We start from the raw sequence: 14,822 nt of genomic DNA, 5'->3' as shown, positions 1-14,822 counted from the left end.
AAACGGTTGATATGAGACAACTATTTGTAATACTGACACTCTTATTTTTTTCTAAGAACCTGATTGCCCAAGTCGGGATAGGTAATACCAATCCCAATGCACAGTTGGATGTACGTTCTAGTAACCAAGCTTTACCGGCTGCTACTGACGGTATTTTAATTCCAAAAGTAGACACTTTTCCAACAGGTGTTACTGTTAACCAAGATGCTATGTTAGTGTACTTAACAACTACAGTAGGTAGTGATACACCAGGGTTTTATTATTATAACCATGCGACAACAGATTGGATACCTATAGGAAAAGGTGCCAAACGCATAGATGATTTAACTGATGGGAAATCGGATGTAGATGGTACCAACGATGGATCGTCTATTTTTTTAGGAATAGATGCAGGTGTTAATGATGATGGTACTGACAACGGAAATGTAGGTATTGGACTTAAAGCCCTTGAAATTAGCACTTCAGGTTATTACAATACCGCTATTGGGCATGGAACAATGTTATCCAATACAACCGGATTCCAAAATGTAGCAGTAGGGAATTGGACACTGGGTTATAATACTTCTGGAGCTGGTAACGTTGGCGTAGGCTATATATCTATGCAACAAAATACAACTGGTTTAGTAAACACGGCACTCGGTAGTGCTTCATTAAGGGATAATACTACAGGAAATGGAAATACCGCTATAGGTGCTGGTAGTATGCAATTCGGAGAATTTGGAGAAGGTAATTCTGCATTGGGTATTAATAGTTTGTTATATAATAATACTGGTGTATATAATGTTGCAGTTGGTGCTAATGCTATGGTAGCAAATATTGCCGGAAATTACAATGTAGGTGTAGGAACTTTAAGCTTATCAAGTAATGAAGATGGTAATTATAACATAGGAATAGGTAATGAAGCACTGTTTACCAATTCATCAGGTTCATATAATATTGCAATTGGAGCATCGAGTTTATATTTCAATGTAACTGGATCTAATAACATAGCTTTAGGTTCTGCTGCGTTAGGTAGTAATACAGTTAATGATAATATCGCAATAGGTATGTCTAGCATGACTTATTCAACCACTGGACCAAATAACATTGGAATAGGCTCGTACTCACTGTATAATAACTCAACTGGTCATAGTAATATAGCAATAGGAGGAAATACATTATATGACAATAACTCTGCTAGCAGGAGTATTGCCATAGGTCTTGGTGCTCTTGAAAATAATAGATATGACGATAATTTAGCTATAGGTATTAGTGCTTTAAATGCGAATACAAATGGACAAAGAAACATGGCGATTGGTAATTTTGCATTACAGAGTAATACTTTAGGAAATAACAATATAGGGATAGGATACAGCGTTTTGACGAGCAACACCACAGGAGTTGGAAATGTAGCTCTAGGCAACTTCTCATTAGGGACAAACGCAACTGGTTTTGATAATACAGCTGTGGGAAGAAATGCTTTAGCAAATAACAATGATGGTATAGGAAATGTGGCTTTGGGAGCTCAAGCACTTAATTTGAACTCATCAGGTCATTCAAATGTTGGAGTAGGTCACTCTTCACTTTATAGTCTTACAAGTGGAATCGGCAATGTTGGTATTGGGTTTGAATCATTGTTCATGAATGATGGTTCAAACAACATTGCTATTGGGTCTTTAGCATTGAGGACAAACCTGTCTACTACTAATAATATAGCTATCGGTACAGAGTCGGGTTATAACAATTCCGTTGGTAGTGGTAATATTTTTTTAGGCTATCAGTCTGGTTATAATGAAACGGATAGTAATAAACTCTATATAGAAAACAGTAATGCCAATGCATATAATGCTCTAATTTATGGCGAATTTGACAACAATTTTCTTCGTCTAAACGCACGAACAGAAATAACCAATTCAACAGATGCCAACGGCACAGCTGGTTCAGGTGCGTTGGAAATAGGGAATAGCTTACGCATCGACGGCAATGAAATTATTACCAATACAGGAACAGTTCTATTTTTACAAAGCGATAATAATGGCGATTTGGAAATTGATGGAGGCACTTTTCGGGTGGACGCCAGTACTAATAGAATAGGTATTGGTACCATTAATCCACAAACAAAATTGCATATTGAAGGAGGCAGTGATGCCTCTTTGGCTGGTGGTGGCTTTTTAACTATGGGAGGCGTAACAGCAACCAATATGCACATGGATAACAATGAGATTATGGTGCGTAATAATGGCGTTTCTGCACCCTTATACTTACAAAACGAAGGTGGCGATGTGTATGTTGGTGGCGCTATAGTACATTCAAGTGATGCTAGATTAAAAAAAGATATTGAAGTTTTACCATATGGTCTTAATGAAATCCTGCGGTTAAAACCCAAACAGTACAACTGGAAGGATAGGGTAGAACAAGATTATAAATCCCTTGGACTTATAGCTCAAGAAGTACAACCTATTATCCCAGAAATTATTCATCAAGCAGATGATGAACAGCAAACCCTGAGTGTGAGTTATACCGAACTTATTCCGGTTTTAATTAATGCGGTAAAGGAGCAACAACAAACTATTGAAACTCTTGAAATATCAAATGCAGTTCTTAATGAGAGATTGGAAAGGTTAGAACTACTAGTCTCAAAAAAACAGCACTAATAATTCACATAATCCACAATTTCCAGACCGTAACCAATCATACCAACACGTTTGGTTTGTTGGCTGTTGGAAATGAGACGTAGCTTATGAATGTTCAAATCATGTAATATTTGTGCGCCAATACCGAAGTCTTTGCTGTCCATTTCAATATTTGGTGCTTTGGTCACTTGTCCTTCCACTTGATTCTCCTTTAACAGTCGTAAGCGTTTTAAGAGATTCATGGATTGCGCTTGCTGATTGATAAAGAGAATAGCGCCTTTTCCCTCGTTGTTGATTACCCGAAACATGTCATCGAGCTTTTCATCAGCATTGTTGGTCAAAGTTCCTAAAATATCATTATTGACCAAGGTTGAATTGACTCTAGTTAATACCGATTCCTCATTGGACCATGTTCCTTTTGTTAGCGCTATATGAATCTGATCATTCGTTGTTTGCTGATACGCACGTAATCGAAACTGTCCGAAACGTGTTTCAATGTTGAAGTCTTCTTTTTTATCAATAAGCGAATCATGCTCCATACGATAGGCTACTAAGTCTTCGATGGAAATCAATTTGAGATCAAATTTCTTCGCAACGTCAAGCAACTGCGGCAATCTTGCCATAGTACCATCTTCATTCAATATTTCTACGAGAATACCTGCAGGTTGAAATCCTGCCAATCGCGCTAAATCCACCGCTGCTTCAGTATGACCAGTACGTCTTAAAACACCACCGTTCTTTGCTTTTAAAGGAAATATATGTCCTGGTCTTCCTAAATCATGAGGTTTTGTTTCACTGTCAACTAAGGCTTTGATGGTTTTTGATCTATCGTGAACTGATATACCGGTCGTGCAACCATGACCTATCAAATCTACAGATACCGTAAATTGTGTGTGGTGTAAGACGGTATTATTCTGCACCATCATGGTTAAATCCAAATCATCACATCGATCTTCTGTTAAAGGCGCACAAATGAGTCCGCGACCATGCATGGCCATAAAATTGATCATTTCAGGAGTTACGGCTTCAGCAGCTGCAATAAAATCACCTTCATTTTCTCGATTTTCATCATCAACCACAATAATCACCTTACCTTGTTTGATGTCTTCAATGGCTTCTTCAATGGTATTTAATTGAATATGGGCTTTCTGTTGGGCAGTATCAGTCGTCATGAAATAATATTTAAAAATGCAAAGATATGGCTTATTTTTTCTATGCTGAAACCTCTGTTGGTATTTTATTGCGTCTCAGGTGATATACCAAAGGATATAAAGGAAAACTGATTAAAGTCCAAAGGTTATGTTGGTTATTTGAAGGGTCGTCGATATATTTAAACAGCCTTTTGAAACTGATGCTAGCCCGTATGGCATAAATGATAAATAAGAACGCAGAGACTATTGCTAACTCTAATGTAGCGCTTGTGGCAGGAGGCACGCCATTGTTTTTAAATATAAAATGTGCGACAGTTAATAGAATTCCTATACTGAAGAATATGTAAGCAAACTTAGCATAAGATGTATAGTCTTTTAATGTAGCTTTAAATGCCATGGAGTTATTGACAATGGATTTAGACTCATTTTCCGCTGTCTGTTTCTTTAAAACACTCGTTTTGAGATCTTCGTTAATTTTTTTCTTTTGATAAAAATAAGCCAAAAAGTAGAGTGGTAGTCCTAAAAACACAATGATTAAGGCATTAACGACACTGCTTTTCCCTAGTTGCTTGTATAAGTTAGATTGGTCCACAAGTGATTTGATCAAAGCAAATGTAAATAAGATACCCACGAAAATTCCTGTTAGGTATAAAGCACCGCCTAATTTGTCAAATTCATTATTCATTAGAATTCTTCCAGGAATAACCAAACAAATGGTTATGATGTATAGCACGAAAGCAAGTTTAGAGTTTTCTTCGTACTGGTATTTGAGCCTGATAGACTCTTCATATGAATGGTCTGTAAGATTACCTCCAAATTTTAGCTCTTGCTTAGTGATACCCCTCGATTCTAAAATAGCAATAGACGAATTTTTGTATTCGATACCGTAATCATAATCTCTATAATGCTTGATTACATCAATAAGTTTGTTGTTATCATAACTCGCTAAAGTCTGATAATTTTCGGAGTTGACATCCAAAAGCGTTGTGTCATAAGTGAGTGTCTTGCTCTTAATTCTGAATAGTTTTTTTAGAGGTTCTAATAGGCCTTCAGATTCAAATAATGGTCGGTCCTTTGTGGCTCTTCGAGTTAAATAAATACTTAAAGGGAACATGATGAGTGTGGAGAGCCAAGCTGCTAAAGCAGGATTCATGGAATCATCTAGTGAACTGTTTTTCGCAAAGATCCCAATGAAATGATACGTAAGAAATAGCAGTATTGCGACCACCAAAGGTAAACCAATGCCGCCTTTACGAATTAAAGCACCTAAAGGAGCACCGACGAAGAACAGAATGATACAGGCTAATCCTAAGACATATTTATCATGTAAAGAATGCACGTGTTTATTTCGCCATTTCGTATTATTGACGAAATTCTTCTTATTGGTCGTAATAATTTGCTTAGTACTGTTTATGGTATTACCAGCCAAACTCAATAATTGGAGTTTTGTTCGGTAATCAAAGATGTCTATGACATTGTCGCCTTCAAAAACGGAATCTTTCTTAGGTGAAATATTCTCATTCAACGTCGCGGCACTGGTTCTATTATAAAGGGTATTGGCAAATTCTCTATGACTGGAAGCCTTCTTTTCATAAAGACTATCGATGGTGTAATTTAAAGCAGAAACATCCAACATGTTATAACGATTGTCATAGCTTTTATTATCAATATCCACGTCGTTTAAACCTTCAAGGTCTACATTGATTGTATATTCCTCAAAGTAGCTTTTAGCATGTGGTTTTTTTCTAATTTTTTGTGGGTCTTTTGTTTCTATCTCCTCGTAGTAATTCCCATTGTACAGAACTAATTGAAGGATATTGGAATTTTCATTACTCTTAAGTTCACCACTTTCAGACACAATGACCGTCCGGTTTTTTGAGCCATTTCCTGCTTTCTTGTGAATCACAACATTTTTTAAAAACTCCCCATTCTCACCGCTTTTATCCTCAACCTTGATGTTGTATTCACCGATATCATTAAACTGTCCCTTAGAAATGGCTAAAGCTGGCTTTACTTGGGCAATGTTTTTCCTTAAGTTATAAACGTTATAATTAGCCCATGGAATCACATTGTTTGAAAATATAAAAGTGACCACACCTAAAAGAACGATAAAGACACTTAGACTTTTCATGGCACGTTGCAATGAAATACCCGTAGATTTCATTGCAGCAAATTCATAGTTTTCGGCAAACTGTCCAAAGACCATAATAGAAACCAAAAGAATGGTCAATGGCAATATTAATGGTATAAGTGTGGGCGTAATGTAGAGTAGGAGTTTTATAATGACAAAGGCATCTAAGTCCTTGCCTGCCAAATCACCAATATATAACCAGATAGCCTGTAAAACAAAAATGAACATGAGTATTACAAACACGCTCAAAAATGTTTTTAGGTAGGTCGTAAGTATATACCTATCTAGTATTTTCATAAAGTGGAATGCTTATCCTAGTCTAATTTATTGATATAATAGTCTTGGTATTTTGATGCGTCAAAAGTAAATAAGGTTTTGGAAATCGGTTCATTCGTTTTAAAAGAATTAACAGTTAAAGTCGTCTTTGTACCGTTTTTTCCAATTTCAATAAGTCTGTAAATGTGTTTTGTTTGTGCATCAATACCAAGATAGACTTCCTTAATTTCAGAGTTCGTGTCGATAGGATTCAATTTTACAAACTGAATTTTTCGTCCTTTGACATCTTGGATAATATCCATGTCATACGTATAACCATCCTTATAGAACGACATCATCTTACTTGGTGTAATCGTATTTTCATCTTCTGTATTGTCTGATGAAACCGTCACCTCTTCGTCTTCCGGACTTATCGTATACAATGTTTTCCCGTCGTATAGACGTGTTACTCCAAGTATGTTTAGTAGGTATTTGTCACCTTGCATGGTCACATCACCACGTGTTTCTTGCTTGATATTCTCGCTTAAATTTTCCAATACATATTTGAAATCGATGGAGACATTGTCATAAGCGCTTACTTTGTTGTGCACTTCATTGAGTAATGCTTCGGCTTTCTTCGAATCTTGTGAAAATCCGATACCTCCAATTAATATCGCTACTATTACTACTACTTGTTTCATTTGTTCTATTTATTTTTCTACGGAAATATTATCATTCAATTTAATTCTCATTTGCTAACAACTCGTCAAGAGCTACTAAATCTGGTATCAACACCTGTCGTGCTTTACTGCCTTCAAAGCCACCTACAATACCTGCTGCTTCCAGTTGGTCGATGAGACGTCCAGCTCTATTGTAACCTAACTTGAGCTTTCTTTGTAATAAGGACGCAGAACCTTGTTGAGCGGTGACAATAATTTCTGCTGCTTCTCTGAACAACTTGTCTCTATCTTCAATGTTATTATCAAGACTTGTGCCACTTTCTTCACCAACGTACTCTGGCAGTAAATAGGCTTCAGGATAGGCTTTCTGACCACCGATAAATTCGGTGATTTTTTCTACTTCAGGTGTATCGACAAAAGCACATTGGATACGTGTAATATCATTACCCTGTGTATAGAGCATATCACCACGACCAATCAATTGATCTGCTCCAGAACCATCTAAAATGGTACGTGAATCTATTTTAGATGTCACTCTAAAAGCAATACGTGCTGGGAAGTTTGCCTTAATTATTCCCGTAATGACATTTACTGAAGGACGCTGTGTCGCTATAATTAGATGGATACCAATCGCACGAGCCAACTGAGCCAGACGCGCAATGGGTGTTTCCACTTCTTTACCTGCCGTCATGATCAAATCGGCGAATTCATCAACAACCAATACGATGTAAGGTAAGAAATGATGTCCGTCATTAGGATTTAATTTTCGAGCTTTAAATTTCGTATTGTACTCTTTAATATTTCGGCACATGGCATTTTTCAGCATTTCATACCGATTATCCATTTCAATACACAGCGAATTTAATGTGTTGATCACCTTCGTGTTATCTGTGATAATGGCTTCTTCACTATCTGGTAATTTTGCTAAATAATGACGTTCTATTTTATTAAACAAAGTCAATTCCACCTTTTTAGGATCCACCAAGACAAATTTGACTTCCGCTGGATGCTTTTTGTAAAGCAGTGAGGTCAAAACAGCGTTTAAACCTACAGACTTACCTTGACCTGTCGCACCAGCCATTAACATATGAGGCATTCGCGCCAAATCTACCACAAAGGTTTCGTTGCTAATGGTCTTTCCAAATGCAATTGGTAGTTCCATATCAGACTTCTGGAATTTTTGAGAGGCGATGACCGAACGCATCGAAACAATCGTAGAATTTTTGTTAGGGACTTCAATACCTATGGTTCCTTTTCCTGGAATAGGCGCAATGATACGGATACCTAAAGCTGAAAGCGACAGTGCGATATCGTCCTCTAGATTTTTGATTTTAGAAATACGAACTCCAGCCTCAGGGACAATTTCATAAAGCGTTACTGTGGGACCAATAGTGGCCTTGATACTTGCAATACCAATTTTGTAGTTGTTGAGGGTTTCAACAATACGGTTTTTGTTCTCCTCTAATTCTTCTTGATTAATGGTGATCCCTTCTGTGTCGTATTTCTTCAGCAGGTCTAATGGTGGAAACTGAAATTTGCTTAGCTCAAGCGTGGGATCAAACTGTCCAAAATCTTCAACTAATTTATCTGAAAGATTGTCGCTTTCAGAGATTTCTTCTTCTACGGTTTCTATTTCAATATCCAAATCTGGGTCGTCTTTCTTTGTTTCAGAGACTTCCATTTTTAATTTGGGCTCCAGGTCTTCTTTAGGTTGAGGCGTCGTAGTGCCCTCTTTTTTATGTTCAGGTTCTTGATCTTTAACATCTAAATCAAATGCGGATTTAATGTCTTCAGCTTCAGCCGTAAGATCATTGTCAACGACAAAAGGTTGGTCGTCTTCAGCTGTTTTTATTTCATTTGTTATGTCGCGTTTGGCACTTTTAAATAGTCTTACAAACGATTCACCGTTAATACCGAAGCGAATGGCTAAATAAGAAATCAGCACAAAAAGCAATAATAAGGCCGTACCTATTTTACCGATATAATCTTGAAAAAAGGTATTCATCTCAAAACCGATGGTACCACCCAAAGTGTCATAGGTACTTGCGAAAAATCCGAAAAAAACGGAAAGCCAAATAGCAATCAATGTTCCCCAAATCCAATGGCGACGTAAGCGTCCCTTGTTTATATCTAAGGTGATGTAAATGCCAGACAGAAAAAATAAACCTGAAAATATAAATGATGAAATTCCAAAACCTTTGTTGATAAATAAATCACTTACCCAAGCACCTACCTTATTAAGCCAGTTTTCAGCCTTAACGTCGCGAGAGGACATTTCAGAAAGTGTGCTTTGATCAGCGTTTCCAGTAAAGAAAAAAGAAAGAAAAGCTATAAACATTAAAACCCCAAGAATAATCAATAAACTACCAACAATTAATTTCTGTTGACTGGTAAGTTTAAAGCTCGGTTTTTTAAATTTAGGCGTGGTCTTAGCTTTGCTTTTGGTCTTGGTTTTTTTCTTCGCCATTAAAGGGTTATTAGTATCAAACAAAAATACAAATTACTAACGTTTATCCTAACGTAATAGTATTTAAAACAACTTCGGAATATAAATCACCATAGCAGCAATTGTTGCCGATACTGCTGCAATAAAAACCGCTCCAGCCGCAATATCCTTAATGCGACCAATACTGGCATGCATGTCGGGATGTACAAAGTCTGAAAGATACTCAATTGCAGTATTGACGCCTTCTAAGCTCATAACCAACCCAATAAATGCAATTTGAAACAGCCACTCCGTTTTAGAAATATCAAAATAGAAACCAGCCAACGTCACCAGAATGGCTATCACCACTTGTATTTTTATACTGGATTCTGTTTTTATCAAATAGAGAGCACCTTTAAAAGCATAACCAATGCTTTTAAGCCGATTCATCAAAAAGGATTCTTTTTTTGCCATGATTTGGGAGTCGTCTTAGAGACTCTGTGCTATTTCAAAGCTTCTAGGGCTGCGTCGTAATTAGGCGCATCGCCAATTTCAGAGACCTGTTCGGTATGGATGATTTTTCCATCCTTATCAACGACAACCACACAACGCGACAGTAATGCTTCAAAGCCACCATCTACGATGTCTACACCATAATTTTTGCCGAAATGACCATCTTTAAAATCGGATAAGCTGATCACGTTGTCAAGTCCTTCTGCGCCACAAAATCGTGCCATGGCGAACGGTAAATCTCTTGAAATACACAGCACTTTCGTGTTGTCTAAATCAGCAGCTTCTTTATTAAAGGTGCGAACAGATTGCGCACAAACGCCTGTATCGATACTTGGAAAAATGTTTAGAATAACATTTTGACCTTTAAAATCTTGTAGTGATACGGTTTTAAATTCGGTTGATGTTAAATTGAATTCTGGTGCTTTACTGCCTACTTCTGGCAAGGATCCGGAGGTGTGACATGGATTGCCACCTAATGTTATTTTGGCCATGTTGTTCGTGTTTTTTTATTTATCTTAATTCTGCACCAAGCTGCTTTTCAAAATTAGCTTGAAGCTTCTTCATTATTTTATCAATTTGTTTGTCGGTCAAGGTTTTCTTTTCATCCTGAATGGTAAAACTTACAGCATAGCTTTTCTTGCCCTTCGGAAGGTTTTTTCCTTGATATACATCAAAAAGGTCGACATCTTTGAGGAGCTGCTTTTCGGTTTGCATGGCAATTTTATCAATATCCTCAAAAGTGACTTCTTCGTCTAATAATAAAGCAAAATCACGACGAACTTCTGGATATTTAGGAATGTCTTTAAATTTAATATCGTTATGCTTTGCTGCTTCCAGCACATTGTCCCAATTAAAGTCAGCGTAAAGGACTTCTTGAGAAATACCGAAATGCTTCAATACCTTTTTAGTCACAATACCAAACGTTACTAATTGGGTTTTTCCCAAAGACAAATTGATTCCTTCACTAAACAGATCATTCTTTACTGGAGAGACCTTTACATTCGATAGGCCTAAGCGATCTAAGGTGCTGTTCACGATACCTTTTAGGTAGAAAAAATCACTTTTTTGAACAGGAGCGTTCCAACGCGAGGTGTTTTTGTTTCCCGTTAATAACAGCGCTAAATGCTTTTGCTCTTCACGATGCTCTGAAAAGTTGTGATAGGTTTTTCCGAATTCGTATAATTTTAGATTATCACGTTTTCTATTGATGTTGTAATTTACGACTTCCAAACCTGAAAATAAGAGGCTCTGACGCATAACACTCAGGTCGTTACTTAATGGATTCAGCATTTCAACATTATGAGCATCTTTCAATTGCTCACTCAATGCAATATACTTTGGAGTGGTCAAGGAGTTTGAAAGCGTTTCAAAAAATCCTTGTGCCGTTAATTGATTACTAACAATATTCTGAAGCTTATAATCCTCAAATTTCGAGGTGTTTGAAATAGAAGCATTCAGTTTTTCTGTAGTTTTTATGTTGTTATAACCATAAACACGCAGGACTTCTTCTATCACATCAGCTTCTCGTTGGACATCATTTCTGTACGCAGGAACGGTAAGTCCCAAGCCGGCTTCAGTAACATTATTGACTTTAATGTCGAGTGATGTTAAAATGCGTTTGATGACTTCTTTAGGGATTTCCTCTCCAATCAATTTCTTAGCGTTGTCAAAACTCATCCTGACTTGATAGTCCTCTATTTTCTTTGGATAAAAATCCAATAGGTCACTTGATATTTCACCACCAGCAATCTCTAATATGAGAAGAGCGGCACGTTTCAAGGCGTAATCTGTAATATTGGGATCAATGCCTCTTTCGAATCTAAAAGACGCATCTGTATTTAATCCATGACGTTTTGCTGTTTTTCGAACACTCACCGGATTGAAATAAGCACTTTCCAGAAAAATACTCGTCGTGCCTTCAGATACGCCAGAGTGTGCTCCTCCAAAAACACCCGCGATACACATTGGTTTCTCAGCATCGCAAATCATTAAATCTTCTGCGCTTAATTCGCGTTCGACATCATCTAAAGTTTTAAATTTTGTCCCTTCTGGAAGCGTTTTTACAATCACTTTATTACCGTTAATCTTTGCGGCATCAAAGGCGTGTAGTGGTTGTCCTAACTCATGAAGGACGTAGTTCGTGATATCTACAACGTTATTTTTTGGTGTGAGCCCAATCGCTCTTAAACGATTTTGCAACCACTGAGGCGAATCTTCAACTTTTAATCCAGTAATGGTTAGTCCACAATATCTTGGTGCTAAGTCGTAATTCTTAACATCAATATCTATTTTTAAGGTCCTACTATCTACGTGAAAGGAACTTACGGAAGGCGTAATTAATTCGGTATGTATGTCTTTTTGAAGTAAGCCTGCTTTTAAATCGCGCGCAACACCATAATGACTCATTGCATCAGCTCTATTTGGGGTTAAGCCAATTTCAAAAACTTGATCGTTTTCAATTTCAAAGACTTTTGACGCCAAGGTTCCCACTTTCAACTTTTTATCAAGGACCATGATGCCGTCATGAGATTTACCCAAACCTAATTCATCTTCTGCACAAATCATACCATGGCTCGCTTCACCTCTTATTTTTCCTTTTTTAATGGTCCAAGCCTCTCCAGTTTCAGTATAAAGTGTGGTGCCAATAGTGGCTACAGGTACTTTTTGTCCAGCCGCAACATTGGGTGCGCCACAAACAATTTGCAAGGGTTCATCTTTACCGATATCTACAGTTGTGATTTTCAGACGGTCAGCATTTGGATGTTGCTCACAAGTAATCACTTCGCCTATTACAATGCCTTCAAGACCTCCCTTAACAGATTGGAAATCTTCGATGCCTTCTATTTCTAAACCTAAATCGGTTAGTAGTTCTCCTGTTTTCTCTGCAGTCCAATCGGTTTTTAAAAACTGTTTTAACCAGTTGTAAGATATCTTCATTGTCTTATTTTATCAGATGCCAAAGATAATAATACTAATAATTTCAAGAGGAACATTTGTATAAAAATTCTCTTGTTATCATAATTTTTGATGTAGGTCTATTTTCATGTTGAATAAAAGGCTGTGAAAGGTTATAATAGTCGATTTTTGTAAGTGTTATATATTTGTAGAGACTATTTCATTTTTAAATCAAGATGATCCTATGCGAAAACTAATCATTCTCACTGCTTTAATTCTATGTGTAAGTTGTAATATCAATCGTCCAGATGCCTTGAAAGAAGGGGTTTGGCGAGCAGAGTTGCAATTGACTGAGACTGAAATATTGCCTTTTAATTTTGAAGTAACTTCTCGTAATGCGTTGAAAATTTTTAATGCAGATGAAGTGATTATGGTGACTGATATTCGTTATAACGAAGATACCATTACGTTTAGAGCGCCTGTTTTTGAAGGTTATATCAAGGCGGTTGTAAAAGACCATAGGCTTGAAGGTTCCTATATCAAAGAAAGTTTGGATCGCGTTGTTCCTTTTTCTGCCGAATACGGTATAGAAACACGTTTTGATCTTGAAAACACGTCGAATGCCATGGATGTTTCGGGAGCATGGGAGACGATTTTTAGTCCGAACTCCGAATCGGACACCTATATGGCCAAAGGCATATTTCAACAAGAAGGCACTAAAGTTACAGGGACTTTTAGGACCACTACAGGTGATTATCGCTTTTTGGAGGGCGTGATGGATGGGAATATCATGAAGCTTTCGGCTTTTGATGGCGCTCATGCATTTTTGTTTACTGCGGAAGTCACCGATTCAACCATGACTGGGATGTTTTATTCGGGAAATCATTGGAAAGAGCCTTTTGAGGCTAAAAGAAATTCGGATTTTGAATTGCCAGACGCCAATGATTTAACCTATTTGAAAGAAGGCTATGAGACTTTGGAATTTTCGTTTCCAGATAGTAATGACCAACTGGTGTCGCTCTCTGACAATCGTTTTAAAAATAAAGTCGTTGTGGTACAAATCATGGGAAGTTGGTGTCCAAACTGCTTAGATGAGAGTCGTTATTATTCTGAATTTTACGATACCAATGCTGAAAAGGATATTGCGTTTGTAGCCTTGGCTTTCGAATATGCTAAAACGAAGGAAAAAGCCTTCGAAAGCATTGATCGTTTGCAAAAAGATCTTGGGATTCAATATCCCATTTTATTAGCTCAATATGGCACTTCTAGTAAGTCTAAAGCCCAAGAAAAATTGCCAATGCTGAATCATGTATTGTCTTATCCAACTTCTATATTTATTGACAAAAAAGGTAAGGTAAGAAAGATTCATACAGGTTTTAATGGTCCAGCTACTGGCGAAAAGTACCAAGAGTTCAAAGAGGAATTTTCAAGCTTTATAGATCAATTACTTGCTGAGGATGCGCTTTGATTTATGAGTTAGCCGTGAATGGATTCTGATTTGCCGTAACTCTTTATGAGTTCTCCTTCAAATGCCACGAGGTCTTGCCAGCGCTGATCGACATTAATACCTTTTCCGTATTTGCGTGCAAAGGTGATGAAGGTTGTGTAATGCCCAGCTTCACTCACCATTAAGTCATAATAAAATTTTGAAAGTTCCTCATCTTTAATTCGCTGCGATAGGAGTTTGAAACGTTCGCAGCTTCTGGCCTCAATCATTGCGGAAAATAGCAAACGGTCTACCATGCTTTGAAGGCGATTACCACCCTTATTCATAAACTTATATAATTCATTGACATAATGGTCTTTACGTTCTCTTCCGAGAACATAGCCACGTTTTTTTATAATGTTGTGTACCATTTGAAAATGCTCCAACTCTTCTTTGGCTAATTCAAGTAAGTCGGTGACCATGTCCTCATATTGCGGATTTTGAATAATAATGGTGATCGCATTTGTAGCTGCTTTTTGCTCACACCAAGCATGATCTGTCAATATTTCTTCGATATGCTCTTCGGCTATGGTAGCCCAACGAGGATCAGTTTCTAGCTTGAGGTGTAACATGCTCATACCTGTGTGATTTTTGATAAAGGTACTTATAAAATTCCTACAAGTTAAATGTTAATTAACATTATTGAAGGTGTCTTTAACAAGTCTGTAACACAG

The 14,822-nt window shown here is 37.2% G+C and carries 10 protein-coding genes; 2 read left to right on the top strand and 8 right to left on the bottom strand.

The genetic code is table 11. The annotated features are described in order from the left end of the window. The first annotated feature begins 11 nt into the window (after positions 1-11). Complete coding sequence (locus tag ACU8DI_RS07875) at positions 12-2,633, top strand: tail fiber domain-containing protein (protein WP_447112221.1); 2,622 nt, start codon at positions 12-14, stop codon at positions 2,631-2,633. Here the strand turns inward: ACU8DI_RS07875 and ribB are convergent. The 7 genes from ribB to pheT form a co-directional block, all read right to left on the bottom strand. After that, positions 2,630-3,784 carry a 3,4-dihydroxy-2-butanone-4-phosphate synthase gene (gene ribB / locus ACU8DI_RS07870; RefSeq protein ID WP_447112220.1) on the bottom strand — a complete coding sequence of 385 codons (1,155 nt, stop codon included), beginning with the start codon at positions 3,782-3,784 and terminating at the stop codon, positions 2,630-2,632. The two genes, ACU8DI_RS07875 and ribB, sit on opposite strands and share 4 nt — an antisense overlap. A 40-nt stretch (positions 3,785-3,824) precedes the next feature. Beyond that, entirely contained in the window at positions 3,825-6,191 is a 2,367-nt protein-coding gene (locus ACU8DI_RS07865) for an LptF/LptG family permease (RefSeq protein WP_447112219.1), read from the bottom strand. A gap of 17 nt (positions 6,192-6,208) precedes the next feature. After that, positions 6,209-6,850 (bottom strand): LolA family protein, encoded by a 642-nt coding sequence (locus ACU8DI_RS07860; protein WP_447112218.1) that lies wholly within the window; start codon positions 6,848-6,850, stop codon positions 6,209-6,211. Positions 6,851-6,890: 40 nt separating this feature from the next. Next, positions 6,891-9,296 (bottom strand): DNA translocase FtsK, encoded by a 2,406-nt coding sequence (locus ACU8DI_RS07855; RefSeq protein WP_447112217.1) that lies wholly within the window; start codon positions 9,294-9,296, stop codon positions 6,891-6,893. Between the two features lie 63 nt (positions 9,297-9,359). Further along, positions 9,360-9,728, bottom strand: coding sequence for a diacylglycerol kinase (locus tag ACU8DI_RS07850; RefSeq protein ID WP_447112216.1), 369 nt, complete (start codon positions 9,726-9,728; stop codon positions 9,360-9,362). A 29-nt stretch (positions 9,729-9,757) separates the two neighbouring features. Further along, positions 9,758-10,258, bottom strand: coding sequence for a thiol peroxidase (gene tpx / locus ACU8DI_RS07845; RefSeq protein ID WP_447112215.1), 501 nt, complete (start codon positions 10,256-10,258; stop codon positions 9,758-9,760). Positions 10,259-10,277: 19 nt separating this feature from the next. After that, complete coding sequence (gene pheT / locus ACU8DI_RS07840) at positions 10,278-12,704, bottom strand: phenylalanine--tRNA ligase subunit beta (protein WP_447112214.1); 2,427 nt, start codon at positions 12,702-12,704, stop codon at positions 10,278-10,280. 202 nt (positions 12,705-12,906) lie between these two features. On the opposite strand from pheT, the gene ACU8DI_RS07835 reads away from it, so the two are divergent. Then, positions 12,907-14,130, top strand: coding sequence for a peroxiredoxin family protein (locus tag ACU8DI_RS07835; RefSeq protein ID WP_447112213.1), 1,224 nt, complete (start codon positions 12,907-12,909; stop codon positions 14,128-14,130). A gap of 8 nt (positions 14,131-14,138) precedes the next feature. Here ACU8DI_RS07835 and miaE read toward each other — a convergent pair whose 3' ends face one another. Beyond that, a complete protein-coding gene (gene miaE / locus ACU8DI_RS07830) occupies positions 14,139-14,720 on the bottom strand; it encodes a tRNA isopentenyl-2-thiomethyl-A-37 hydroxylase MiaE (protein WP_447112458.1) in 582 nt (193 codons plus the stop codon). Positions 14,721-14,822 lie beyond the last annotated feature (102 nt).

It is taken from the genome of Psychroserpens sp. BH13MA-6 (assembly GCF_052983595.1).
This window is presented reverse-complemented; position numbering and strand designations above follow the sequence as displayed.

Excerpts from the sequence above, each read along its gene's own strand:
- ACU8DI_RS07860 (WP_447112218.1), bottom strand. The coding sequence starts at position 6,850 with ATGAAACAAGTAGTAGTAATAGTAGCGATATTAATTGGAGGTATCGGA.
- ACU8DI_RS07855 (WP_447112217.1), bottom strand. The coding sequence starts at position 9,296 with ATGGCGAAGAAAAAAACCAAGACCAAAAGCAAAGCTAAGACCACGCCT.
- ACU8DI_RS07865 (WP_447112219.1), bottom strand. The coding sequence starts at position 6,191 with ATGAAAATACTAGATAGGTATATACTTACGACCTACCTAAAAACATTT.
- ribB (WP_447112220.1), bottom strand. The coding sequence starts at position 3,784 with ATGACGACTGATACTGCCCAACAGAAAGCCCATATTCAATTAAATACC.
- ACU8DI_RS07850 (WP_447112216.1), bottom strand. The coding sequence starts at position 9,728 with ATGGCAAAAAAAGAATCCTTTTTGATGAATCGGCTTAAAAGCATTGGT.
- tpx (WP_447112215.1), bottom strand. The coding sequence starts at position 10,258 with ATGGCCAAAATAACATTAGGTGGCAATCCATGTCACACCTCCGGATCC.
- pheT (WP_447112214.1), bottom strand. The coding sequence starts at position 12,704 with ATGAAGATATCTTACAACTGGTTAAAACAGTTTTTAAAAACCGATTGG.
- ACU8DI_RS07875 (WP_447112221.1), top strand. The coding sequence starts at position 12 with ATGAGACAACTATTTGTAATACTGACACTCTTATTTTTTTCTAAGAAC.
- miaE (WP_447112458.1), bottom strand. The coding sequence starts at position 14,720 with ATGTTACACCTCAAGCTAGAAACTGATCCTCGTTGGGCTACCATAGCC.
- ACU8DI_RS07835 (WP_447112213.1), top strand. The coding sequence starts at position 12,907 with ATGCGAAAACTAATCATTCTCACTGCTTTAATTCTATGTGTAAGTTGT.